At 43.7% G+C, this 25,807-nt stretch carries 23 protein-coding genes; 16 read left to right on the forward strand and 7 right to left on the reverse strand.

What is annotated here, in order from left to right; all coding sequences use genetic code 11:
* The first annotated feature begins 51 nt into the window (after positions 1–51).
* The 4 genes from V7R88_RS00225 to V7R88_RS00240 all read left to right on the forward strand — a co-directional run bounded on the left by V7R88_RS00225 (position 52) and on the right by V7R88_RS00240 (position 3,848).
* On the forward strand, positions 52–1,131 hold the full coding sequence (locus V7R88_RS00225) for a hypothetical protein (RefSeq protein ID WP_214334332.1): 1,080 nt from the start codon (positions 52–54) through the stop codon (positions 1,129–1,131).
* A gap of 753 nt (positions 1,132–1,884) precedes the next feature.
* The gene (locus tag V7R88_RS00230) at positions 1,885–2,466 is read left to right on the forward strand and encodes a uracil-DNA glycosylase family protein (protein WP_063731171.1); all 582 of its coding nucleotides are present in this window, start codon (positions 1,885–1,887) and stop codon (positions 2,464–2,466) included.
* 248 nt (positions 2,467–2,714) lie between these two features.
* On the forward strand, positions 2,715–3,365 hold the full coding sequence (locus V7R88_RS00235) for a nitroreductase (RefSeq protein WP_214334331.1): 651 nt from the start codon (positions 2,715–2,717) through the stop codon (positions 3,363–3,365).
* Between the two features lie 114 nt (positions 3,366–3,479).
* Entirely contained in the window at positions 3,480–3,848 is a 369-nt protein-coding gene (locus tag V7R88_RS00240) for a 6-carboxytetrahydropterin synthase (RefSeq protein ID WP_003641666.1), read from the forward strand.
* Between the two features lie 67 nt (positions 3,849–3,915).
* Here the strand turns inward: V7R88_RS00240 and V7R88_RS00245 are convergent, their stop codons facing one another.
* Positions 3,916–4,563, reverse strand: coding sequence for a FusB/FusC family EF-G-binding protein (locus tag V7R88_RS00245; protein WP_003646168.1), 648 nt, complete (start codon positions 4,561–4,563; stop codon positions 3,916–3,918).
* A gap of 346 nt (positions 4,564–4,909) precedes the next feature.
* Complete coding sequence (locus tag V7R88_RS00250) at positions 4,910–7,279, reverse strand: FAD-binding protein (RefSeq protein WP_214334798.1); 2,370 nt, start codon at positions 7,277–7,279, stop codon at positions 4,910–4,912.
* A gap of 465 nt (positions 7,280–7,744) precedes the next feature.
* Here V7R88_RS00250 and V7R88_RS00255 point away from each other — a divergent pair, with 465 nt between their 5' ends.
* Both V7R88_RS00255 and V7R88_RS00260 read left to right on the forward strand, forming a co-directional pair.
* Positions 7,745–9,160: a DASS family sodium-coupled anion symporter gene (locus V7R88_RS00255; protein WP_214334330.1), complete on the forward strand. Its 1,416-nt coding sequence runs from the start codon at positions 7,745–7,747 to the stop codon at positions 9,158–9,160.
* 109 nt (positions 9,161–9,269) lie between these two features.
* The gene (locus V7R88_RS00260) at positions 9,270–10,157 is read left to right on the forward strand and encodes a LysR family transcriptional regulator (protein WP_063724122.1); all 888 of its coding nucleotides are present in this window, start codon (positions 9,270–9,272) and stop codon (positions 10,155–10,157) included.
* A gap of 69 nt (positions 10,158–10,226) precedes the next feature.
* Here the strand turns inward: V7R88_RS00260 and V7R88_RS00265 are convergent, their stop codons facing one another.
* The gene (locus tag V7R88_RS00265; RefSeq protein ID WP_012778314.1) at positions 10,227–10,652 is read right to left on the reverse strand and encodes a flavodoxin domain-containing protein; all 426 of its coding nucleotides are present in this window, start codon (positions 10,650–10,652) and stop codon (positions 10,227–10,229) included.
* A gap of 336 nt (positions 10,653–10,988) precedes the next feature.
* Here V7R88_RS00265 and arsC point away from each other — a divergent pair, with 336 nt between their 5' ends.
* The 6 genes from arsC to pgmB all read left to right on the forward strand — a co-directional run bounded on the left by arsC (position 10,989) and on the right by pgmB (position 16,858).
* The gene (gene arsC, locus V7R88_RS00270) at positions 10,989–11,414 is read left to right on the forward strand and encodes an arsenate reductase (thioredoxin) (RefSeq protein ID WP_013355086.1); all 426 of its coding nucleotides are present in this window, start codon (positions 10,989–10,991) and stop codon (positions 11,412–11,414) included.
* 319 nt (positions 11,415–11,733) lie between these two features.
* Positions 11,734–12,594 (forward strand): SDR family NAD(P)-dependent oxidoreductase, encoded by an 861-nt coding sequence (locus V7R88_RS00275; protein WP_003641673.1) that lies wholly within the window; start codon positions 11,734–11,736, stop codon positions 12,592–12,594.
* A 31-nt stretch (positions 12,595–12,625) separates the two neighbouring features.
* The gene (locus V7R88_RS00280) at positions 12,626–13,471 is read left to right on the forward strand and encodes an acetoacetate decarboxylase family protein (protein ID WP_012778317.1); all 846 of its coding nucleotides are present in this window, start codon (positions 12,626–12,628) and stop codon (positions 13,469–13,471) included.
* Positions 13,472–13,498: 27 nt separating this feature from the next.
* Positions 13,499–14,152, forward strand: coding sequence for a nitroreductase family protein (locus V7R88_RS00285; protein WP_128531182.1), 654 nt, complete (start codon positions 13,499–13,501; stop codon positions 14,150–14,152).
* Between the two features lie 169 nt (positions 14,153–14,321).
* Positions 14,322–15,857, forward strand: a complete 1,536-nt coding sequence (locus V7R88_RS00290; RefSeq protein WP_214334329.1) for a PucR family transcriptional regulator — start codon at positions 14,322–14,324, stop codon at positions 15,855–15,857.
* 329 nt (positions 15,858–16,186) lie between these two features.
* Positions 16,187–16,858, forward strand: coding sequence for a beta-phosphoglucomutase (gene pgmB / locus V7R88_RS00295; RefSeq protein ID WP_057717349.1), 672 nt, complete (start codon positions 16,187–16,189; stop codon positions 16,856–16,858).
* An 85-nt stretch (positions 16,859–16,943) separates the two neighbouring features.
* Here the strand turns inward: pgmB and V7R88_RS00300 are convergent, their stop codons facing one another.
* Positions 16,944–17,960, reverse strand: coding sequence for a choloylglycine hydrolase family protein (locus tag V7R88_RS00300; RefSeq protein WP_063724118.1), 1,017 nt, complete (start codon positions 17,958–17,960; stop codon positions 16,944–16,946).
* Positions 17,961–18,233: 273 nt separating this feature from the next.
* Here V7R88_RS00300 and V7R88_RS00305 point away from each other — a divergent pair, with 273 nt between their 5' ends.
* Together V7R88_RS00305 and V7R88_RS00310 are read left to right on the forward strand one after the other, a co-directional pair.
* On the forward strand, positions 18,234–19,577 hold the full coding sequence (locus V7R88_RS00305; protein ID WP_214334328.1) for a threonine/serine ThrE exporter family protein: 1,344 nt from the start codon (positions 18,234–18,236) through the stop codon (positions 19,575–19,577).
* Positions 19,578–19,726: 149 nt separating this feature from the next.
* Positions 19,727–20,473 carry a tyrosine-protein phosphatase gene (locus V7R88_RS00310; RefSeq protein WP_214334327.1) on the forward strand — a complete coding sequence of 249 codons (747 nt, stop codon included), beginning with the start codon at positions 19,727–19,729 and terminating at the stop codon, positions 20,471–20,473.
* A gap of 71 nt (positions 20,474–20,544) precedes the next feature.
* On the opposite strand, the gene V7R88_RS00315 is transcribed toward V7R88_RS00310, so the two are convergent.
* Both V7R88_RS00315 and V7R88_RS00320 read right to left on the reverse strand, forming a co-directional pair.
* On the reverse strand, positions 20,545–21,981 hold the full coding sequence (locus V7R88_RS00315; protein ID WP_214334326.1) for a 4-hydroxyphenylacetate 3-hydroxylase N-terminal domain-containing protein: 1,437 nt from the start codon (positions 21,979–21,981) through the stop codon (positions 20,545–20,547).
* A gap of 82 nt (positions 21,982–22,063) precedes the next feature.
* On the reverse strand, positions 22,064–22,513 hold the full coding sequence (locus tag V7R88_RS00320; RefSeq protein ID WP_057717353.1) for an ASCH domain-containing protein: 450 nt from the start codon (positions 22,511–22,513) through the stop codon (positions 22,064–22,066).
* Between the two features lie 143 nt (positions 22,514–22,656).
* Here V7R88_RS00320 and V7R88_RS00325 point away from each other — a divergent pair, with 143 nt between their 5' ends.
* Both V7R88_RS00325 and V7R88_RS00330 read left to right on the forward strand, forming a co-directional pair.
* Positions 22,657–23,325, forward strand: coding sequence for a type 1 glutamine amidotransferase (locus V7R88_RS00325; RefSeq protein WP_214334324.1), 669 nt, complete (start codon positions 22,657–22,659; stop codon positions 23,323–23,325).
* Positions 23,326–23,511: 186 nt separating this feature from the next.
* On the forward strand, positions 23,512–25,248 hold the full coding sequence (locus V7R88_RS00330) for an IS1182 family transposase (protein ID WP_250547622.1): 1,737 nt from the start codon (positions 23,512–23,514) through the stop codon (positions 25,246–25,248).
* Here the strand turns inward: V7R88_RS00330 and V7R88_RS00335 are convergent.
* A complete protein-coding gene (locus V7R88_RS00335; protein ID WP_231957310.1) occupies positions 25,181–25,780 on the reverse strand; it encodes a WYL domain-containing protein in 600 nt (199 codons plus the stop codon). The genes V7R88_RS00330 and V7R88_RS00335 overlap by 68 nt on opposite strands.
* Between the last annotated feature and the right edge of the window lie 27 nt (positions 25,781–25,807).

A 25,807-nucleotide genomic window follows, 5' to 3' on the forward strand; every position in this document is an offset into this window, starting at 1 on the left:
TTGATCAACTAATAAAATGGATGCTGTATAAAAGGGGGCGATTGCAAAGTATTGTTTAGTCAAATATTAATCAAAAATATAGTTATAGAAAAACTTAATGAACTATTAAAGTATAAATTTATTGGGTATTTAAGTTCTAGGGAGTGGGCTATATTAACATGGATTTTTATAGTGCTTCTCGTGATGATGTTTCATGCTAAGCTACGCAGTAACTTGATGGATGTCTTAAAAGCAATTGGACGGTTGGCAATACAACCAGTATTTATTGTATTTCTTATATATCAACTTATGTTGATACTTGGAGCATATTACTTTCGTGTACACGGAATTACTGTATCAGTAGTGAAAGATTACCTGATACTATTCTTCTTTACAGTTGTACCGTTTTTAAGTAAGGTAAAATTTAATATGTTTTGGAGAGCCTTAATTCAGAGTATTGGTTTGGGAGCATTCGTTCAATTTCTTTTATCGACTTACACGTTTTCGTATGTTTGGGAATTTATAATAGTTCCCGTAACAGCTATTATAGCTATGCTGGGTGTTCAAGCAGAATATGAGAATTCGGGCCGAGTGGTAAAGCTTTTAAATGGCGTGTTAGGTGTCATTGGTATATTTTTCATTATTCATGCGGGATATAATCTTATTAGCGATATTAAAATAATTTTTCAGTTAGATTTTTGGGAAGGATATGTAATCGAACCGATTACGTGGTTGGCAAATATTCCCTTAGTAATTTTGGCAATACCAATGGTTCAGTTTGATGTTATTGACAATTTTCGGGTTAAGAAGAAAAGTGTTTTTCGACTTTTAGGACACTCAATCAGTTTTATAGTTATAAGATTTTTTTATTTGGGACTTGTGATATTAAATGTCCGACGTTATGTCGTACATGCATATTTCGGTGGCCTTATGCAAAGTAGAATCCAGATTTTCTTGAAACAAGGTACTTCAGAACAGCAAGCCAAGATGGTCCAATGTCTCTATCAATATATGTTAGCTCCACACGCAGACTATCCTGATAAAAAACGCCTAATACCAATTAGGATAGAATGCCGAGTGGTAGATGAAATTAATTTAAAAATCCCTGCATATGAGATAGATAATTTATTGGCCGAATATAAGCTTAATTAAAAGGGATAAATAACAGTAGTGGCGTTTGTGTGGGATACTGAGATTGTCTTACCATAAATAGCGGCTAGATATGATATGGATCTCCGTGCCGCAAATGAAGAGAAAGCCACTCGATTTGCTTAGATGATACAAGTCTTAGGCGTGCCAGAAAATCGGCTGTTCATGGTATAAACAGCTAGCGAAAAGAATAAAAAGCTTGTTTTGTATGTCATTTAGATTTGACTATCTAAATATCTGAAAGCAGAAAGAAAGTATGCTAAAATCTAATATAGATGATTTGGTGAAAAAATGAATCTGAGCTATTAAAGAAGTATGCACTCTCGACTTGTAAAAATCTTCAGACCGACCATGACTATCCCACGTCTCCACAATGACCATTTATAAACTGTTGGAGAAGTGGAATTTATTGCTCTAAATTAATGTATGATAATTTGCACCGAGTCCTATTTGGAAGGCTCGGTGTTTTAGTGTCTGAGCGATTTTTAAAATTGGCATAATCAATACTTCTTTTCACTCAAGCGGTGAAAGATATTTAAGGGCGATTAGTGCTAGGGAACGTGCTATAAATCACATGTACTAGTGCTTGTTCGTCACAAGGCATCGCTATTGGTAACGGCAAATCGCACAGTGTATAATGTAAGCGTAAAAATAAGAATTATAAATTATTATATGAATGGTGGCCAGATGTATGTTGAACTAACGATACCGCCATTTTGATTTCTAAGACTAAAAACGAATCGCAGGTGCATCCATATCACAACAATCAAAGAAATTACGGAAGCTATCAAGGCTGATCCCGATAACGCTGAATATACGGCGAAGGGGTGGGACCCGCTATTTCATGTTTTACCGACAGCCACTATTTTAGTGATCAGTCAGGCGCCGGGACGTATTGCCCAGAATACCAAGACGTATTTCAATGATGCGAGCGGCGACCGACTTCGGGATTGGATGGGCGTGACGCGGGAGCAATTCTATCAAAGTGACCGCATTGCAGTTATGCCACTAGATTTCTACTATCCTGGTAAAGGCAAAAGCGGTGACTTGCCACCGCGCAAGGGCTTCATGGATAAATGGCATGAACCGCTGCTAGCAATGATGCCTAACGTTCAACTGACGTTGCTTGTGGGCCAATATGCAATTAAGGCTTATTTAGGACGTTCACGGCAAAAGACGTTGACTGCAACGGTTCAAAATTATCAGGATTACTTGCCTGATTATTTCCCATTAGTGCATCCATCGCCCCTAAATTATGGCTGGCAAAAGAAGAATCCATGGTTCCAAGCGACCGTGGTGCCAGATCTTCAACGACGGGTAAAGATTGCATTAAAATAAAGTCTACGATAGCCTTGTTAAAGCCAGTGTTCATGGCTTGTTGACTGTAACTTCAAGGGCCTGATTTGGTTAAAAACGTGGTAATACTGAGCGTGAATGCTACGGTATTACCACGTTTTTAGTTTACCAATTTATGACGATGAGCTTAGCTAGCCAAGCTTTCTCACTTGGAAAAGATAGTACTATCTTTTATAATGATATTTATTCTCTTTGTTCATCACTATTTAAAATATAGGAGCTAAAAATTCATGGAAACAATTAAAGCGATTTACACCCGGCATTCAGTACGGGCTTTTAAAGACGATCCTATTGAACCACAGCTTTTAACAACGATTGTTACAGATGCTCAGCAAACCCCCTCGTGGGGTAATTCACAACCATGGCAAGTCTATATTGCAACGGGGCACGCACTAACTAATATTAAGCAACATTATGCCACTGCCGCTGATCAGGGGATTGCGGAAGACGCTGATTTCTCCAAAGCACACCGGGGCGATTTTTCGGCGGTTGCTAGCCAAAATATGGGGCACTGGGTCGGAACTTTTCGGCCCGTGATCGACTCAGACCCGACCACTTATTGGGATAGTCGTGCTAATCTTTATCGCGCACCGGCGATTGCCTATCTCGTGCTCGACGCTAACCCTAATAGTTGGTCAATCTATGATTTAGGTGCTTTTTCGCAGACGTTAATGTTGGCCGCAACTGCTCGCGGAGTACAGTCAGTACCATCTTATGAATTGGTTAAATATCCGGCCATTGTACGAAATACACTCGGGATGCCTGCGAATAAAGTAGTGGCGATGGGGATTGCTTTAGGCTATGAGAAGCCTGAAAAACCGTTAAATCAATTTCGAACTGACCGAGTTGCTACGCCGCAAGTCTTGCACATCATCAACTAATTTAGACTCACTTTTGCAGCAGAAACCAGCTGTTTACCAGCAGACACTATTGCCAACCGACACCGTTTCATCTAAGATGGAGGGTAACTTGAACCTGATAGGGGAGGCTGGGCAATGACGACTAAACAACGAACGTACAAAATTAAGTCCTATGTCAACGCTAGCCATGCGGTGCGGTGGGCAACTGGCTCCGGAAAAAAGCACACGCACACGTGGGAAATTGTTTGTGAATTGCACACGGTTGATGCGATGGTCGCTTTTTACGATATTGAAAAAAACTTGCATCAAGCGTTGGATGAATTGTCAGGTAAATTTTTGAACGACTTACCTGAATTTAAAACTGTTAATCCGACTGTTGAAAATGTCACGGAGTATTTATTTACCAAGATTGATAAGACATTGCGAGACAACGGGGCGCAACTGTTGCGAATTGAAGTTAGTGATTCGCCAACACGTGCTTATTGTATTAGTGTCACCGAATAAGATTAATGAAAGGGGCCACCAAGAACGGCAGTTGCAGCTGTTCTTGGTGGCCCTGATTTTTATTTAATTATCGTTTTGGACGGACAACTGCTAAAAAGTCAGCTAAAGCCTGCGGGTTGGTCAATTGCCGATTACACTGATTGCTGTCACGACAAATGTAATTGCCGTTACGCGTGTAAGGTCCGAGACCAGATGACTTGGTTGTCGACATAAAGAGTGCGACGTTGCCAATTGTTTGGCAAATGGCACAGACGCCCTTGACTGTTTGTGGTGCTAAATCTCCCTGGATACCAATGAGACGATCATGATCCGGGATTACTAAATACTTTTTCTGGTTACCACCATCATTCCAACCTAGGTAAGTCAATTCGTGTAATGCTAATTGTGACCATACAGGCTGCTTCAACTTTTTGACCTTGCGAAACAACTTGCTTAGTTGCTTTGTCGTCAAGGATGGAAACGGAATAATTAGCGGAATTAGCGTTTCAAGTAGTTGAGGGGCCTTGGCACGGGTTAGCCGGTCCGTTTGCAAATGGGACAAGAAATTAGCGGTGATTGGATTGTCACTAGGAAGCAGTGGCGTAATCCGCTCGATAGCTTGTGCCCGTACGACGGCTCTAATTTGAAGATCGTTTACGGCGAGCTCGGCGCTAATTAACTGATTGACTTGCTGAGTAATATAACTGTATTGATAGGTGGTAATTGTCGGTTGCATAATATAATTCCTTTCAGATTCAAACCAGACACTTCTCTGAAAGGTTCTGTCGAAAAGTGTCGCTAACGAGCAGCACTTTTGCGTACAGATAATGATGCCATCATCATTAATCATCTCCTTATTGTGGCCGATTATAGCCACAGCGATAAACAGTATAACGGATACTGCTGATTTTGGCAATAGATGGTGTCTGTTTTGATAGGCACCTTGCATAACTTATATTTGGAAATCAAATACCGTAAGTCCTAAAATGTTTCACGTGAAACTTTCGCCACGGGACACTAAAACATCACGCAACTCGTGAGTTACGTGATGTTCTCAAATACATATTCGCTTTGAATTGTGCTTAATTCGTGACTGAATCTTTGACTTGTTTCAGCGCATTTTGGACCGCTTCTTTAATAGCTCGGCTAGATGCAGAGGCACCTGAAACGGCGTCAACGCTAGTGGAGTTGGCTGCCACAATTTCTTGTGGAATTTGATCGATAGCGGTTAAACCAACATCTTCACTTTCATGGTGTTGAATAACATCGACTGCTTGAATTTTATGGTCGTTGTAAGTCACACGCACAATAACTTTGCCACCTAGCCCGGCATTGGAACTGCCGAGATATTGATCAGCGGCCAGTTTAACATTAGATGCTGTTTCGCCATCAACAAGGTCATTAATTCCGTTGGCTTCGTTGGCGGTGACAGATTCACTATCTACCTTTGGACGAGCAGCGTTTTCACCGGCTAACTTACCAAAGATCAAACATTCGGCTAAATTACCACCACCTTGATAGCAGTTTGCAACGATACCGCCTAATTCACCAGCGCCGAACAAGTGTGGAATAGGTTCGTCATTGACGTTGAGAATTTGGGCATTTTCATTGCGTTGTGGCCCCCCTTGCGTGTTGAGGACGTCATTGGTCGCAGCAATGGCATAGTAAGGGCCATCGTCCAGTTGACGCATCGTTTGCGGATCACGACCAAATTCAAAATCACGTCCCACTTCTGTGTAGTGATTAAAGTCAGTTACCGTCTGTTGTAGATTATTAGCAGGAACTCCCAATTTGGCGGCCAATTGTGCAATCGTTGGCGCGGAAACGAGTTTGGTCATGAATTTCGGATACGGTAACTGACCAGCCTGACTTTCTTCTTGTTTGAAGGCATCGTACTGGGTTTGATCAAAAATTAAGTAGGGGTGCTGATTATTCATTGGGATTAGCCAAGAGCCATGTGTGTAGACGTGTCCGTGACGGTGCTTAGCGTCTTCTTGGAAGTAGCGTGTCCCATCATCAGCGATAACGAAAATACTACCGTTCTTTAATAAAGGCCAGTGTTCAATTTGACGGCCCCGTTCATTGGCGTCTTCTTTGAAGGTGATTCCAGGTAAGATACCGTGAGATTCATAATTGGTCATGTGCCACATTTTAGCATCAACTTCTTGAGCCATTTTGATACCATCACCGCGGTTATAGAGCGTCCCAAGTGGTGTCAGATTATCACTGTGCAAGTAGGTTTGCTTTAACTCAGGATTGTTTTCAAAACCACCCATAGCTAAAACGACGCCATTATTGGCATGGATATTAAGCAGTCGTTCGCCCCGTTTGATTTGGACCCCTTGGATCACTTTAGTATTAGGATCTTGGATCAAATGTTGTGCCCGTGAGTCCAACCAAACGTCAATATTGTCAGCTCGTTCAAGGACTTTTTGCCGGAGTAGTTTCCATAATGCAGCGTCTTTATCACGTTTGTGAACGAGGGCAAAGTCAATCGTATCACTTCCGGCTAGTTCTGGGTATTCCGCCATGGTTTTCTTGATGGCAACGGCATCACCGGGTTTAATATCATGTTTCCAACTAACGGCTTTAATCCCCAGATATTTTTCAAAATATGCTGGAATTTTACTCATACCGCTTAAATAGGCGTTGAGTGTCTTAGTAGGGGCACTGAATGGCGCGCCCAGTGCTTGATAATAAGCGGTTAGTTTATCTAAGCTTTCACCCGTAACGACGTGTTGGGCGGAGTAGCGGGTGTTGCCACCTTCACGGCCAAATGGTGCCGCATCAACTACTAGTACGTGGGCACCATTATCAGCAGCAAAACGAGCCGCTGAAGCACCGGCACCACCAAAGCCTAAAACGATAACGTCGTAGTTACCGTGCCAGTTCACATTGAGCGCGGGCGTGCCGTTGAGTGCCTTAACGTATTTTTCAAAGTTATCGAAGCACCGTTCCAAGAACTTGATAGAAGGGGCATCGGTCATTTGACCATTCTGATCAAAGGCTTTAGCAGCGTAGCTTAACATGTATTCATTGCCAGGGAGTACCTGAGCATCAACTCCGGGCGCATTGAGAATATTGCGTAAGTCACCTTGAGCACGGCACGTCCCCTGTACGCCAAGGGAAGTACCAACTAACATGACCGGTTTATTAGCAAAGGGGTGGAGCTGGTAAGAAAGCCATTCAATAACGTTCTTGAGTGCGGCCGGAATGGCATGATCGTATTCGGGTACCCCGATGATCACCCCATCGGCCTGGCTAATTTTATCATTTAAGGCTTGAACGGTCGCCGGGATATGATTTTGAGTTGGTTCATTAAAAAGGGGAATCCCTGTAATTTCATTAACGTCAATGGTAGCCCGTTGACTAAAATGATGCTTCATAAATTGTAATAATTCACGGTTGTAAGACTGTTGTGCCGCCGTACCAATCAAGGCAATATATTTCATAATTAACATTCCTTTATTAGTTTTTTAGTTGGATAAGTACACGGATTGTTTACGCTTTCAATATAAATAGTTACCTAGAAAAAACAACCGTTAATTTTAACGAAGCCAACAGAATGCTATTGTGACAAGGATAACAAGCTGTGATTAATTTGACGGGTTGTCGAAACTTTAGTGAGAATTAAGCAAGTGGCAAACTTTATTTTAGCTTTTTATAAATTCTATTTATAAAAGTGTCCGATAAAAGGCACTAGTTGCTATGATAATTTCAGGTATTTTTAATCGCAAACAGGTCCCTGTAGGCTGTATATAACGGGTTTTATTGCGACACCTCAAGCAACTACAACTAAATTTAAATTGACAGACTTATAAATTAAGTTATGGTGATATTGAAAAACGTCAAACAACCGTTAATGGCAAGATATGTGAAAATCTTAACAATTATATGAAGATTAGGAGGAAGTGCAGATGTTGAGTGAAATAAAATGGAAGGGCTTTCTGTTACCGCTAATTTTTGGAATTGGGTTATGGCTAGGTACGCCACTACGACCAGTAGCAATTAGTATTATGGCGTGGCACTTATTTGCAATTTTTGTGGCAACGATTATTGCTTGTATTACCAAGCCATTACCGATGATGGCCGTCACGCTGATTGGGATTGTTGTCGCGACGTTAACGGGTGTTTTTACGATGGACGAAGTCGCTACTGGTTTTGGTAATTCGACGGCGTGGATGGTTGCCATGTGCATGTTCATGGCTGCTGGTTTTATTAAATCAGGACTTGGCAAGCGGATCGCCTATCTGTTTGTCAGTTTATTTGGCAAGCGCACGCTGAGCTTAGCATACGCCTTATCCTTTGTTGATGCCGTATTGGCGATTGGTATTCCTAGCAATAATGCGCGGGTCAACGGGATTATGTATCCCATTATTGATAATCTTTCTCGTGAAATGGGATCTGATCCGAAACAGGGCACACAGCGAAAATTAGGCTCATTTCTAGTTTTTAATGAATATGAAGTTAATAATATTACATCAGGCTTGTTTTTGACCGGTTTAGCTGGCAACATGGTGGCTATTGGTTTAGCTAAGATGCAGGGAATCACGGTAACTTGGATGCAATGGTTTATGGCTGCTTGTGTCCCAGGTATTTTATCGCTACTAATTATTCCATGGGTACTATATAAAGTCTATCCCCCTGAGGTGAAACAAACGCCAGACGCGCACCGCTGGGCAACGACGCGTTTGGCCGCACTTGGAAAAATGACAGCTAGTGAAAAAATTATGTCAATTACCTTTATTTTAGCGATTGTTTTATGGTTGATCGGGACTAAAATTGGCATCGATGCGACCGAAGTAAGTTTTATTGCAGTTGTTATTTTGCTGATTACGGGCGTGTTAACGACTAACGATTTGCTCAATGAACATTTTGCTTGGAATATTTTAGTCTGGTTATCGATCATCATGATGATGTCTAAGAAGCTAATGACACTAGGCTTTTTCCCATGGTTTTCCAAAACGTTAGGTCATTTACTGAATGGTATGAACTGGATTAGCGTGCTCATTATCCTGTTTTTAGCTTATTTTTACTTACATTACATGTTTCCGAGTGTTTCAACACAGATTTCGGCGTTATATGCTGGCTTTTTATCCATCGCCATTGGTGCCGGTGTTCCCCATGTTTTAGCGGTGTTACTATTGGCATTTGCTGGTTCAATCAACTTGTCAACGACGCCGTACTCGGCCGGGCCCGCGGCATTATTGTCAAGTACAGGCTATGTGACTAGTGCGGAGTGGTGGCGATTGAGTGCAATTATTGGGGTTATTTTTAACGTCATCTGGTTAGGTGGGGGCTTGCTGTGGACCAAGTTATTAGGCTTTTGGTAAGACTAACTGAGCAATATAGATGCGGTAAGTCGTGATTGATCCTGACCACGATTTGCCGCATCTTTCGTGTTAAAATTAGGTATTAAATAGATTGAATGGGGGCGTTGACGTGAATGAACGCGATTTAAAGTACTTCTGTTCATTAGTTGAGACGGGAAATTACACGGCCACGGCGACCAAGTTTCACGTCACACAACCGGCTATTTCTGCAGCTTTACGACGATTGGAAGAAGAATACCAAGCAGTATTACTAACGCAGGCCAACCATCGGGCCCAACTAGTAACGACGGCAGCGGGGCGGACCTTGTATATTAAGTCTAAGCAACTCTTAAAAGACGTTGCGCAGATGGCACTGGAAGTTCATCACGCTAATGAGCAGCAAGTTCGGCTCGGATTTTCCAATGTTGCGGGTGGTATTTGGCTTCCCCGGGTGATAAAAAAATTTATCTCAGTTGATTTATTAGACCAGGTCACAACGACCGTTGCTGATTCAGAACAATTGTTAGTTGACTTGCGGCAAGGCAAGTTAGACGCAGCGGTTTTTTCAACTTTGGTCCCAGAACGCGCCACGGATTTACGGGTGAGCATCTTAGAGGAACATCAGATGCAGGTCTTGGCCAATGTCAATAGTCCATTAAGTCACTTAAAAACGATTCGAGCAACTGACTTACAAGGAGTGCCTATCATCGCTCGTCCTAAACACGCATTACCACGGTTAGCGTTAGAACAATATTGTCAGCGCGGCCACATACAGCCTAAAATCGTCTACGAGGCAGCTACCAACGCGTTAGTCGAAGGTCTAGTCGCTCAAAACGTTGGTGTTGGGGTGGTCATTGCGGATTCCGTAGTGCTAAGTGATCAGGTTGTAGGGATTCCACTAGCTGTCCAAGAGCAATTACACTGTTACATGCAACTGGCGGTGCGGAAGTCCTTTTTGCCTAACGCTAATCAGCAGCGGTGCATTGACGTCCTACGTCAAATTAGACGGGCTAATTAGGTCTTCAGCACTAATCCAAAAATAGCGCTCGCATTGACTTTTTCAGTCAACGCGAGCGCCGTCAAATCATTATTGAGCTAACATTTTTTGAGCGAATTCCTTAACGAGTTCAATCTGCTCATCTTTGAGCTTGCCGCCAGCACTGCCGATGATTTTCATTCCTTTGCCACCCATGACTTGGTGGAAGTGGCCGATGACGGGAATGCCCTTTTCGGTGGCAATCTTTGTCAGGGCTTTGTCTGAAACCATTTCTGGTCCGCCAGAAGTTGTGAATAGGGCGATTTGTTTGATCTTAGTCGGATCAAGGTTCTTCATAAAAGCAGATGCGGTTTTGTCGGGTTTCATAAAATAAGTACCGCCGCCAAAAAAGAGTGTGTCAGCTTGTTCGACAGGTGTATCGATGGATTGTGCTGGAACACCTGCCACGCTAGCGATTTGTTCGGCAAATGCTTGTGTATTGCCATTGCGAGTTTGATAACGAATTGCTACTGTCATGGAAAAGACCTCCGATAAATTAGTTGAAATAAGACCGTTCTCGCGATGAGTAACTGCTCAGGGGGGACTGGTTATAAGTTTAGAATAATATTGTAATATCAATTCTAGTATAAATCGTTTTGAAATCGATTACAAAAATATAGTGAGCGCATGCTTGAGGGTTAAGGCTAGCTTATTCGATTGCTGGAATAGTCACAGCGACCTATCGCGGTTACGCGCATGACGATGTTGTATCTTAATGGTTATTAGCGGAGCAAGCGGGATTCTTGCGGGCATAATATTGGTGATGATACGCGATTAGTGTCGTTATCATCAGTAATTTAGGAGGACGGCGAAATGCCAAAAATATATTTTTTATGTACGGGCAATGCCTGTCGCAGTCAGATGGCAGAAGGCTTTGCACAGCAATTATTGGGACCAAACTGGCAAGTTGCTAGTGCTGGGGTGGAGACACATGGCCTGAACCCACTAGCTGTTCAAGTAATGAGCGAGGTGGGTATTGATATCAGTGACCATGTTTCTAAATTAATCGACCTGACCTATCTTAATCAGTGTGCAGTCGTGGTGACGTTGTGTGGTGATGCACGGGATCGCTGCCCCGTCACTCCGGCAACGGTGACCAGGCTACACTGGCCATTGCCTGATCCGGCTCGCACGACTGGCAGTGTTAGTGACCAATTGCTAGTATTTCGACAGGTCCGAGATCAGATCAAAGCACGAGTGATTGATCTGGCAAGGACCTTGAATGTTTCGGCAACGTAGCCGTGCACAATGAACGGTTGCAGTATTAAGAAAATAAATCCAATTATAATGATGCGCATGTAAGCTAAGAAGGGCTGGCATGCGTTTTTATTAGCTAATTAAAGTTGGAACCACACTTTAGTTAGTTATAATTGTGAACCAACACACATGTATAAAAGCTACAGTTTAATCGTCGTAAGACTAGTACTTTTATCCATTACTCAAACAAATTTAGTGGGTTAATATGAAAGCGTAGTCAAGATAAATGACCGGTCATCAGGTTAATGTTTACTGATAAGTTAATAGAATCACAATTTCATCGAGGAGGACGCAAAACATCATGAAAGATTTTAAAGATAAAGTTATGTTTATCACGGGTGCGGCCCACGGATTTGGTCAAGTTATTGCTGAAGGCGCCGCGGATCGGGGTATGAAGCTCACGATTGTTGATATCGACGAACCAGCTTTGAAGAAAACGTACCAACATATTCTCGACAAGGGTGCCGAGGTGTTGATGGTTACCGCTGACGTTACAAAGGAAGCTAGTGTCGACGATGCGGTTGAGCAGGCCATGGAAAAGTTTGGGCGGATCGACCTACTGATTAATAATGCCGGGATCGCGCTACCTGGCCGAATTTGGGAATTGCCGACTCGTGATTGGGAATGGATCATGCATATCAACTTAATGAGTCAAGTTTATGCGATGAAGCGCGTTATCCCAATTATGATTCAACAGAAGACCCATGCGGATATTCTTAACGTGGCTTCGATTGCCGGCTTAGTTGATACGCCCGGAATGCCTTCTTATCATGCTAGCAAGTTCGCTTCTGTTGGGATGACTGAAGCGACCGCCTATGACTTACAACGGGCTAATATTGATATCGACATGCACGTGATGTGCCCTGGCTTTGTTCAGACGGATCTCTATCACACTGAAAATCACCGGCCAGCGCAATACAGCGACCCAACGGACCCGTATTATCAAAGTGAAGCGTACTTAAAGGGACAACAATTTGCGAAGTATGTCATTACCAACGGGAAACCAATTGATACGATTGCCGATACCGTCTTTAAAGCCTTAGAGGATAACCGTTTCTACATTTTGACCCATCCAGAATATAATCCACTGATTGAAGACCGAGTTAAACGGATCGTGACGGATGGTGCACCAGACGTGCACATCATGGACGGTATCATGTAAGCTAGTCACGCAAACAAAGGAGTGTTTTACCATGGCAAGTTTTATTGCAAGTGATCAGGATGTTAAGAACTTTTTGACAGCACCAAGCATGAATGACCAGGAAGGTATTGGGTTTGCTTATGCCACTGACGAAGCGGTGCTTAAGGCTTTAATTCCAGCACCATTAAAATTAATGGCACCGGTGGTTTGCGGTTATGTCGTTCATATGGGAAAACCGACTTTTAGTGCCCCATACCTTGAAGAAAGCCTATTTGCGTTAGTTAGCTACAAGGATAAAATGATGGGCGCTTACCCGATTAACCTCTTACTCCACGGTCCTGGGGCGGAGAGTGGTGTGATTGCAGGTCGGGAAGGTGCTGGGATTCCTAAGAAATTAGCAGATGCCATTGAATTGCGCCGGAATGACAACAGTGCGACAGCCACGGTCGAACGCCATGGCAAGACATTACTGAACGTTTCGTGGACGGCCGGTGAACTGAATGATCCGTCAATTATGAAACAATTTGCGGGGCAGCTCGCGTTAGGTAAGGAAGCCGAAATGAATAGTTTCTTCTACAAATATGACATTGATCAACATGAAGATGGGACGAACCATTTTAGTAATGTCCAATTAGTTGCGACTCAATTACGGTCCTTAGCTGATCAAGTTGAACCTGGGAACCTAAGCATTCAGTTGGAGTCAACCGATGATGATCCATTTGGCGAATTGAAGGTCTTGAAGCCACTCGGTGCCGCTTGGTTCCACTTCGACACGTCAGTTATGTTCAACACACTGAAGTTGGACGAAGTTGATGCTGCGACAACAATGCCAAAGCTCTTAACGGGTCGGTATGACCGGAGTTTCTTCAATCCCAAGGCAGCGACTTACATTATTTAGGCGGATTACGAAAGCGAGGAATAGCTGATGTCAGAAGCAGTAAAAAATTTGGTGAACAATGATTTAGCAGACGTGATGTTTAACCGCCATTCAGTTCGGCAGTTTGACCCGAACGTTAAAATTGGACGTGATGAGTTACAAAAGATGATTGCGGAAGCAGCCACCGCGCCATCGGCATGTAATTTACAGTCATGGCACTTTGTCGTCGTGGATACCCCCGAGGCAAAGGCTAAGTTCAAACAAGCCGTGATGAAATTCAATTACCCACAGGTCGACAGTGCATCGGCCATCGTCTTTATTGCCGGTGATACCCAGTCGCATTATGTTTATCGCAATGTCTGGAACAAAGTTTATGAGGATGGGAATATTACGAAGGAACGCTTGGATCAGATTCTGGGAACCTTCTTACCATTATATGAAAATGCCACACCAGATTTCTTGAAATTCGATGCGACGATTGATTGTTCCGTTGTCGGGATGCAGTTGCTGCTAGTGGCACGGGCTCATGGGTATGATGCCAATGCGTTCTCCGGAATTGACTTTGAAAAGATGATTCCGACGCTGGGTCTTGATCCTAAACGATACGTGCCAGTAATGGGAATCGCAATCGGGAAAGCAGCGCAAGAACCGCTTCATACGACTCGGTACGATGCCAAAACACAGACTGATTTCTTAGCCTAATAGGTTTATGAAAAGAGCGGGATTCCCGCTCTTTTTTGTCCGAATACGGGCCTAAGAAAGCTGAGGGCCTTTCGAGTGGGATAGGGGGGTTGTCAGTAGGTTCCTTTACAAAAGCGCTTACATTATTTATGATGAAGGCGACAAGCGTGAATAAGGAGGTTACTTGAGTATGCAATTAAAACCGTTATTGCGGCAGTTAGCCACAACGTTTGTGGTGACTGTCGATCCAACATTTACACATAATCCCGAAGTTACTCACGTCCAATTTGTTGATCCGGCAGAAGCGTTAGCAAGCCACCGGTTATATTTGTCCCCCGAGTCCAGTCAGCTAGTTCGGCTTGCCTATAGTTGGCACGGCCATCGTCAGTCGGTCGGACTAGTCAATCTGGGAACCGGTCTGACCACGATCATTGCGGCGCAAAACCAGTTATTGAAATTATTAATGACACTTGGTCAGTGTTTACACCATGACATTCAAATTCAACCGGCCATCAATCAGCTCGCTATTCAAGCAATTACGGCGGATTTTGATACCACGTTGGCCCAAGCAGTACGCTTATTAGAGAATCCACTGGCGATTATTGATCTGAACGGGGAGATTCTGACACGGTCGCATACGACGCAACTCAATGGGACTAGTATTCACGCTGCAGTTGAGACGAATCGCGTCGGACGCTGGCTGTTAGACCACGGATTTGCACCGGATACGCCGGGTTTTTTAACGCAAGTCTACGTGGCGGAAGATCAGTTGTCGGCGGGGCCCATGCTAATTACGCCGTTAGCAAATGGCACCGAGCCGATCGGTTATTTGGTAATGCCAGCACTCAATAAACCATTGAATGATCGACAAGCACTACTGATCAATTCGATTGGTCAGGTTATCGCCGGCTCGTTAGTTAAAAATCAGATTATGCCAACAGCTGAATCGCAACGGGACCGGTTATTAAACTTATTATTGACGGAACATCAAGGGGGAACGTTTGCTGATCAGTTTGCTGAACAACACGTGCAATTACCGACAGCCATGGTGTTAATCCGCTGCGAACCACTAGCTGATCAAGCACCGATGATTTTACAGCAGCGACTACAGTACTTGATGATGCCACGATTCAAACAAGTGTTGGTTTCGACGTATCAGCAACAATGTGTGGCACTGATCCCAATTAGTCTGGTCGCATATAATCAGAATCAATTTAAACTAACGTTGCAGCAAATTACGAAGCAAGCGGATTGCCGCTTGATCGTGTCTCAGCACTACGTTAATCCGGAAGATACCTTTGCCGCGTATACAGTTTGTGAACGAACGGCGCAACTGAAGACTGGCCGTGGTCGGGTGATTTTTTGTGAAGACCAATTCTATAACCTTGCGTTGGCACGAGTTAATCACCTTGAGATCTTACCGTTCTTTATTAATCCAGCCCTACGTTTGTTGTTAGCCTATGATCAGCAAAACCATACAGAACTGGTACCAACATTAGATGTCTACTTACGGGCGACTTGTAATTTGACCCGCACGGCTAAGCAATTATACGTTCATCCAAATACACTGCGTAATCGACTGCACCATATCACAACACTGACCGGATGCGATTTACGGGATGCGGAAACGTGCTTTAAATTGGCTGCTAGTTTTAAATTACGGCAATTTTTAACCCAGCATCAGTACCAGTATCGACTGGATATTCCAATTCCGACCCAAGATTAAGCGGGGCGTAAAAGCGTGCAACCGTTTGTGGAAAAATGGTTGGATCAGTCATTATTAGTAAATCCGTGAATTCAGGATGGACGGCAGTAATGGGGCCGCCATTGCGATTTGATCGGCGGCAGTCGTGTGATTGGCAACAGTCGTCATTAAAATTGTTATGCAACCGGTTGCATTGAAGCTGAAAGCGTTTTATAATGTTAAGTGAACAATAACGGTGTGCTTCAAAACAAGACGGGTAGCCGTCACTCTTGGCGCATCTATTGATGATTGCGCAGTTGTCCGGTACCCAGCAATCAATTGTGCTGGTAATTAACGAGGAGGAACCATTAATGAGTAAATTTGCAGATATTAAAGGGTTTGTATTTGATTTAGATGGTGTGATTGCGGATACGTCCGTTTATCATTCACAAGCTTGGCATCAATTAGCTGACGAGTTGGGCGTTGCCTGGAGTGAAGAACTTGCCGATAATTTAAAGGGTGTTAGTCGAATGGACTCGTTGAACTTGATCTTAAAAACGGGTGGTAAGGAAAACGACTATACGGAAGCTGAAAAAGTGGCTTACGCAGCCAAGAAAAATACTAATTATCTGAACCTGTTGAAGGGAATGGATAAAACTGCAATTTTACCTGGTATCGAAGACTTCTTGGCTGATCTCGCTAAGCATGGGTATCGTTTATCCTTGGCCTCAGCTTCTAAGAATTCACCATTGGTTCTGGAACAGTTAGGCTTGGCGCATTACTTTGAAGCCCGGGTGGATCCCGCAACCTTGAAACATGGTAAGCCAGATCCAGAGATCTTCGCACGTGGCGCGGAAGTGCTTGGCTTGAAGCCTGAAGAATGTGCGGGCGTTGAAGATGCTAAGGTCGGTATTCAGTCAATTAATGGTGCTGGTGAAACGTCGATCGGGATTGGTGATCCTGCCATTTTGACGGGTGCGGATGTTAACTTCACTTCAACGAGCGAATTAACCTTAGCTAATCTAAAAGCCGCGTTAGACTAAGTTTAAATAATACGAAAAGCTTGCATCACAAAATCAACTAGATTTGTGATGCAAGCTTTTTTGAGTTACTGCTTTTCTGAAAGTCTTAATGGGCCGCTGGCAAGGTGGCAACATCGGGAGTTAGTAATTGGACGTGTGGGGTGCGACTAAGGACGTATTCTAACGGAACGGTCTGTTGTTCTAATAAATGATCAGTTAAGTTAACTTGCTGAATCACTCCCGGATTTTCGTACAGTTCTAGTGCGTACGTTTGATGATTCAAGTCCATGTAGCTACGGTACTCAGTATAGGTTGCTTGGCCGTTGGCGGCTACTTTGGCGCCCTTGGGAATAGTCACAGCATTCAAGATGTGTTGAAGTAAGTTGACTGTATCTGTTGTTGTCGCTGGCACTTGCGCATAGTGTTTCAAGAAGACGGTCCGTGCGAAGCGAGACATCGAAGTATAGTCACCAGGTAGACCTAAGGCACCCGTACCAGGTCCCTGTGAACCAGGTTGGTAGTTAATGAATTTATTTAGTGGCCGCTCGGTGTTAGTCAGGGTGCCATACTTACTTAAGTTTTGTAGCTGCCATTTGAGGTTCGGTGAATTGGTCAGGACGCCGACTGGGTTATTAATCAGGCGAAGCTCGCCACTAGTTGGTTCCAAGACGGCGGTTTCACCGGTTTGGTCACTAATGATAAAGTGAAGTGGTGGAATTTCGTTAATTAATTCTGCCGTGCTACTAATCAATTGAACGTCTTTGACGCGCTCACGTAGGTCAGAAACACTGGTGATTTTTCCGAGTACCCAGGCGACGAAATCGTGGGGTGCGAGATCGATTTTGTCTTGGTTACTGTGTGGCTGGTAAATTGCATGATTCGGAAAGTAGAGTGCTGCGATGCTGACACCACATTCGTTAACGCCGTCCGTGAAAATTTCATGGTTCAGTTGGCGACCCGCGCCAATAAAGCCATAAGTCGTGGTGAAATCACCAAGGTCACCCGTCACGCGGTAATGTCGAGGCATGAACATAATACGGGTCTCAAAGTCAACATTAAAATCCATTGTACGAGCTAAGAAGTGGCCTCCATGACTATTTGTATAAGTTAGACTAGTGCACATACAAATCGCTCCTTTATTAGATGATAACGGTAACTTATCATATGATTGCGGATAGCGGCGAAAATTGTGACGCTTAAATTAACGAATGGTAATCAAGTTTACTTTTGAGGGGGTAGTTCAATTAACAAGCTGGGGAAACTCATCATGAGGCTAATGTTTCACGTGAAACATTATGCTTTTAAAATGACAAAATCGCTATCATAAATGATGTTAGTAGCCTAAAATAAGGGGGAAAGCTACTAACATAATGGACGATCTAAGATGGAGGAAGAAATGAATAAAGAGCGTAAGTCGGTGATGCCGCTGTCACAACGACATCATATGACGATTCCATGGAAGGACTTTATCCGTAATGAAGATGTTCCCGCTAAGCATGCTAGCTTACAAGAGCGAACATCAATTGTTGGTCGAGTTGGCATTTTAATGTTGTCGTGTGGGACGGGAGCGTGGCGGGTTCGTGATGCGATGAATAAGATTGCTCGCAGCCTGAATTTAACGTGCTCGGCAGATATCGGGTTGATTTCGATTCAGTACACGTGCTTTCATCATGAACGTAGTTATACGCAAGTATTATCGATACCAAATACTGGTGTAAATACGGATAAACTAAATATTCTTGAACAGTTTGTCAAAGACTTTGATGCGAAATATGCACGGTTAACGGTGGCACAAGTGCATGCAGCAATTGATGAAGTTCAGACGCGTCCTAAACAGTATTCGCCACTGGTTCTTGGGTTGGCAGCTGGCTTAGCCTGTAGTGGATTTATCTTCTTACTTGGTGGGGGTATTCCCGAGATGATTTGTTCCTTTTTGGGCGCGGGTCTTGGTAACTATGTTCGGGCGCTGATGGGTAAACGGTCGATGACGACGGTTGCCGGGATTGCGGTCAGCGTTGCGGTAGCGTGTTTGGCTTATATGGTTAGTTTTAAGATTTTTGAATATAATTTCCAAATTCTTGCCCAGCATGAGGCGGGGTATATTGGTGCCATGTTATTCGTGATTCCGGGTTTTCCGTTCATTACGAGTATGTTGGATATCTCTAAGTTGGATATGCGCTCAGGACTGGAGCGCTTAGCTTATGCGATTATGGTTACCCTGATTGCAACCCTCATCGGCTGGCTGGTCGCGACACTGGTGAACTTCAAACCAGCTGATTTCTTACCACTAGGACTTTCACCGTTAGCGGTACTTTTATTACGATTACCAGCTAGTTTTTGCGGCGTTTACGGGTTCTCAATAATGTTTAATAGCTCGCAAAAAATGGCCATTACCGCGGGATTTATTGGTGCCGTTGCGAATACATTGCGCCTCGAACTAGTCGACTTGACGGCAATGCCACCAGCCGCAGCCGCCTTTTGTGGGGCGCTCGTTGCCGGCTTGATCGCATCGGTAGTTAATCGTTATAACGGCTATCCCCGGATTTCATTGACGGTACCTTCAATCGTAATTATGGTTCCGGGATTATATATTTATCGTGCAATTTATAGTATTGGCAATAATCAAATTGGTGTCGGTTCACTATGGCTGACGAAGGCCGTGTTAATCATCATGTTTTTACCGCTCGGGCTATTTGTAGCGCGTGCGTTGTTGGATCACGAATGGCGACACTTTGATTAATTGAGTCGATAAAGTTAGCGGTTAACAAGTCATTTAGTCACTAGATCAGTTGGGTCTGGTGACTAAATGACTTTTTTAAATGGCCTTTGACTGAAAATTTAACGGTGACAGTTTACAATTAAGTTATCAATCTAGCAGGGGGCTTGGTCATGGAAGGGATTACTAATTTACGGTCACTAGGTGGTTATCGCAATAAAAATCAGCAGGTAATCAAAGATGGTTTAATTTACCGGTCAGGACAATTGGATCAATTAACACCGGCACAGACGCAGTATCTAGCAACCACGCTTGGCATTACGCGAATCGTGGACATGCGTAGTGCTGATGAGCGTCATCAATTTCCAGATGCGACATGGCCACACGTCCAGTATCACGTGCTGGATGTGCTAGCACAAGTCATGACGAACGATGCAAGTTTACAATCGATGATTAGTAGTACGGGGGCGGTCCATGACCGCATGGTTCAGTTATATGAACAGCTAGCGTTAGATCCTACTGCCCGTCAAAGTTATCGTCAATTTATACAGCTACTACTGGTTCCAGATCAGCCACTACTGTTCCATTGTTTTGCTGGTAAGGATCGCACCGGCGTCGGGGCCGCCTTATTTCTAAAAATTTTGGGCATTAGTGACGAGCAAATCATGGCTGACTATCTGCTCACAAATCAAGCACGTGCAGCTGCTAATCAACAAATCTTGGCGACGATGGCGTCGCAATTATCTGAGGAGCAACAACGGGCCGTGAACCAGGCATTATTAGTAGACACTGATTACCTGAGCCATTACTTTGAAGTCATCAAGGCCCGGTACGACACATTTTTAAATTACTTGCAGACGGGTCTAGGGCTGACCTCAGCGGAATGTCAACAGTTACGCGAATTATATTTGACTAAATAGTCAATAATCTAAAGACGCAAAAATCACACCAATACTCACTTAAGGACTAACCTGGGTATTGGTGTGATTACTTATTCATGGGTGTTTGCGTTGTCCGCTGACAATAGTCGGTCAATCATCTGATTGCCAGCCTGTAAATCGGCACGTTGATAATGTTGGGCACGAATACGCATTGGATCACCACCATGATAGTATTCGTACATCAATTGGCGCTGACCAAAGCCAGAACTTGTTAAATCGAAGGCTAAGTTCAACAAGCGCTTGCGGGCTTTAGCGGTGGCTCGGTCCGTCGTGAGTGCCTGGTTGAGGATTGTCGCATTATCGCCGTCAAATTCCGCAAAACTTGGCACGCCAACCATGGAACCGGCCGCTAAGTGTTGAGTCACGCGCAAGGCCTCGTCATAGTATTCGGGAAGGGTCGAGCGAACCGCTTGCAAAGCTTGGAGACTGGGCGTATAGATACCGAATTCGTCCAGATGACCGTTGTCTTCTGAACGGGTGATGGTACCCTTGATGAGTTCCAGATTAGCGGTTAACCGACCGAGTTTTTCTTGGACACCTAAGAAACCATCTAATCCTAAGATATGAGCAATCCGAAGCGCTAAACTGGTTGCTAACTCAAGCTTAGTAATACCTCGAACCTCATCTTGATGGGAAGTGTGGCTAAACATGCCTGAATCGATGAAGAAACGATTACTCATTTCAACATTATTTTCAACAAATACTTTTGACCACGGAATAAAGGCGTGATCAAAGACAATGTAGGCGTCAATCTCATCAAGGGCGTTGCTGAGTGGGTAATCCGTAATGGAAGCGGCGGGATGATTTAATAATTTGCGACAAATGATCTTGACGCCCGGATTATTGAGTGGCGTAGCAAAGGCGACAGCATAACTACTATCGCCGTTTTCTAACAACAGTTCCGGCGGATTAAAGATCAGGAGGTCATCAGCAATTGGGGCCATCGTATTGACCATTTTGGCACCAGAAACAAAGATTCCATCTTGATTACGTTCAATGGTATGAACACCCGCGTATCCAGACGGAATGGCATTGATGGCTTTTTGACGGTTGAGTTGTGGGTTTTGAAGCGCATGGCTAATGAAGATATCGTTAGCTTTGACCGCCTTAGCGTAATTGCGGGCATTAGCTGCAAAATCAGTATATTGATTTTGCCCGAGGAAGGCAGCGCGTTCTGCTAAGACGGCCATCCCAGTATTAAGAAAATCCGGTGTGCGGCCTAACATGCCGCTGTTACTTTGCGCAATTTCTTGATAAGCACGGTGTTTTTGTTGTAAATCAGCGACGGTGCGTGGCACTTTGAAAGCAATATCGTAGCGGTGACCATTTTCCTGATAAGTATGTACTTCGGGATGGGTGTGTTGCAGGTCATAGTACTGATTATTGAGTGCTAAAGTTTTACGAAAAATGGGCACATCGGCGACATTGACGCGGTGACCATTTAGATAGACCGCGCGCCCGTCATTGAGTTGTTCGATAGTATGCATGTGTCGTTCCCCCTAATGAAAGTTCTATTCCAATATACCACTAATGGAAACGAATTCACCAGTGCTGATTGGAACCCTATTTTTACTGAACGGGATAAACGACGTGGAAGCGTTCCAGAACCATTTGTGCAGTATGGGGATCAAAGCGCTGATGCTCGCTTTGGTACTCCTGCTTGAAGAAGGCATCATGAACACGGCGCCAATAGGCATAAGTACGATCGCCTTCACCTTCTAAGTAAGCGTGGGTTGCATCGATGTCCAAGTAAGGCGTAATCATGACTTGATCGGTCCGGGTCACACAGACAGGCTGATTATGAGCATCTAAGATGACGTCATAAGCGCCCACTTTTGGCAGTGGTTCATCAGTTTCGTATAGGTCATAAGCGCTGGTGGTAGCCGTTTTTGTGCCAGTTAGTACGAGCTGTGCGAGTTTATCAGGCTCGCTGCCAAACTGATAAGCACTTTGTAATGGGGTACTTTGTGTCAATTTGAGCGTCGTTTTAGCTTGTTCGAAAAAAGATTGGATGTCCATTATTATCACCTCTTAATTAGGATTGGCTTTAAGTTTAACATAATTGCCCATGGCTCAAGTAATTAGCGTGGTATAATGACTCTATCTTGGGTAATTGCAGGCGATACCCAGACCAAACATTGCCGTTGTGGAAAGGACTAATCATGCGAATTAATGTGTTGCAACATACCCCCAATGAGGGCCCTGGAATGATTGCCGATTGGGCGCATGCCCATGGTCATACCATGTATGTCTATCACCCGTATCAATTCGGTGTTCTCCCAACGGCGGATGAGACGGAGATGCTTGTTATCCTCGGCGGACCGATGAGTCCCAACGATGCGCTGCCATGGATCAAGCAGGAACGAGACTTGATTCAACAATTATTGGACCGCGATATCCCAATGTTTGGTGCGTGTTACGGCGCGCAACAAATTGCGAAGACCTTAGGATACCCTGTCACTAAGGCGCCAGCTAAGGAAGTAGGTTGGGCACCGATTTACCGACAGAGTCCTGTGATTCCGGGGATTCCAGCAAAACTGTCGGTCTTGCATTGGCACGAGGAGATGTTCACCGTTCCAGCCGAAGCAACGCTGTTGTTCTCTAGTGATCGTGTGACCAATCAGGGCTTCGTATGGAAGCATCGGGTAGTGGGGTTACAATTTCACTTTGAGCCGGCTGCGGACAATGTTAGTGAAATGGTCGTCAATGACTATCAGTATATTGCGGGGTCGGTCCTAAACCAAACCGCAGCAGAAATTTTACAAACGCCGGTACCACGAGAGAATCAACAAGTTCTGAATGCAATTTTGAATTATATTACGGCTGAATAAAACAGTTAAGAAGAGAATAAGCAGGTTAGTAAAAATGGGGCTGTGACATAAGTCTCTAGAAACAACGCAGGTCTGGAAAAATCTTCGGATTTTTCCAGACCTACTTTTGATATAATAGAAAATAAAAAAAGAGCATCGGTCGCACCCGATACTCTACGAAATTATCCTCGAAAGGACATTCCTAATATGCAAGATTATTATAACATGAATCAAACCACTTTGAGTATCGCCTTGGATTACCAACCAGAAGAGCATCATCCTGCTCGTTACATCAACCAGCTTGTTGAGAGTTTAAAACTAAAATATGATTACCAGTTTGGCCGTCCGCGGGAATATAACCTCGGTGCCATGTTAAAACTGGTCCTTTTAGCATACAGCTATGGCATTTTCAGCAGTCGTAAAATTGAACGGTTTGCCCGTGAAAACAAGCCAGCTGGGTGGTTAATTGCCGACCAAATTCCGTCCTACCGGACGATTTGTCGCTTTAGAATTTCTGATGAACTGGCCACTTTGACAACCGATAGCTTATCACAACTAACTCAATATCTTCGTCAAAATGGCATGATTGATGATGTTTCATTTATTGATGGAACTAAGATCCTAGCCGACGCCAACAAGTATAGCTTTGTTTGGAAGAAGAATACGATACGATTTGACAAGATGAATCGCGAAAAACTCGTTGACCTGTTAGGCGAGCTTCATGAAGCTAAAATTGTCGGTGAAATTCCGGCAGGATCAGAGCTGACTCCCGAACTATTGGATATCATGATTAGCAAGGTTGAGGATCACTTAGTGGTCCTTAATGAAACCGTGGAAGCAACTAAGCAGGTTTCCCCGAACCCAGCCAAACAGCAACGCCGGACTGTTAAATCACAAAAACGTAAGTTGGATAAACGACGTGATAAAATGCGTGAACACCAAGCACAGCAAGCTATTTATGATCAACGTAACAGCTACTCTAAGACGGATCACGATGCCACCTTTATGCGGGTCAAGGAAGATCCGATGCAAAACGGTCAATTAAAACCTGCCTACAACGTTCAAATCGCCACGAGTAATCAGTTCATTACGGGATATCGGCTTTTCCAAAATCCAACCGACACACGAACCTTACAACCGTTTATTGAACATTTAAAGGCCAACAATGTGTTAGGTCACACCATCGTTGCCGATGCCGGATACGGTTCCGAAAGTAATTATCGGTACTTGGAAGATGAATTCGGTCAGCATACCGTTTTAATTCCATACGGCACAATGCTTAAAGAGAATAGTCGAAAATGGCAAAGTGATGACCGTAAGGTTATGAACTGGGACTATCATGAAAAAGATGATTATTTTATCAATCCACAAAACGTCCGGTTTAATTTTAATGCTTATCGTCAACGGACTGATAAGTATGGTTTTACCCGTGACTTTAAAGAATACATTGCCGAAAAGTATGATGAAAATCATCAACTAATTTCCGCGGCACTAACACCAAAAGGATATCTTAAAAGGATTTCCGTGAACGAAAATTGGGAATATTTCAAATCGAAACAACGAGAATTACTTTCAGCTCCAGAAACTGGTCAGATCTACGCTCAACGTAAGATCGATGTTGAGCCAGTTTTTGGCAAGATGAAGGCTTCTTTACATTTCAATCGATTCTCGGTGCGAGGTTTCGACAAGGTCACCAAGGAAGCCGGAATCGTAATACTGGCGTTAAACATTATGAAACTGGTCACGGTAGGGACCAGCTTTAAAAATCAAAGGCGTAAACAAATGGGACGAGAAACCAAAATTCGGTTTCTCGTCCCATTTACTTATACAGAGGCTAGTTATGTCACAGCCTCATTTTTGTTCAGAAAACCAAACGTTAATAGAAGCCTTGAATTTGCTGCAGTTCTTGCAGATAGGCAGTTTTTAACGCTTCCGGATAAATAATTCTAACGTTGCGGCCAAGTCCCAGTAAATAGTCGACCATATAGGCTAATTCATCTTGATTATAACCACCAATGAGATAATCTTGGTCGTTCTGATGTGTTAAGTGCATATTAGGATAATTATTCTTTTGTACATGTTCACGGCCTAGAGGTGTTAGTGCGCATTTATAATGTATATTGTGATGATGGTGATCGTAGGACCGTTGCCGTTGCGCGAGCTGTTTCCAAGTATACCGTGCTGGTTGCTCACTGGTTTGAAATGCTTTGATCGTATCTCGGCGATAGATGCCCCAAGCATTGTTATCGAGATTGACGCCACTGAAAAACCAAATACCATGCCGATATAATAAATCAAAAATCTGAAACCCAGCTGTCACAGTAGTCATCGTTAACTGGACAACATTTTCATCAAGGATAGCCGTTAATAAATCACTTAAATGGGTTGGTGCATCCAAGTTAGGAATTGAGTAGTAGTTAACCACACGTTGCAATTTGGCGACCTGGCGCTGGTTGCTTAAAGATAGTGTTGCCATGAGTTTTTTGTAAATTGTTTTGAGCGT

Origin of the sequence: Lactiplantibacillus argentoratensis (genome assembly GCF_037290055.1) — a bacterium.
GTDB lineage: Bacteria > Bacillota > Bacilli > Lactobacillales > Lactobacillaceae > Lactiplantibacillus > Lactiplantibacillus plantarum.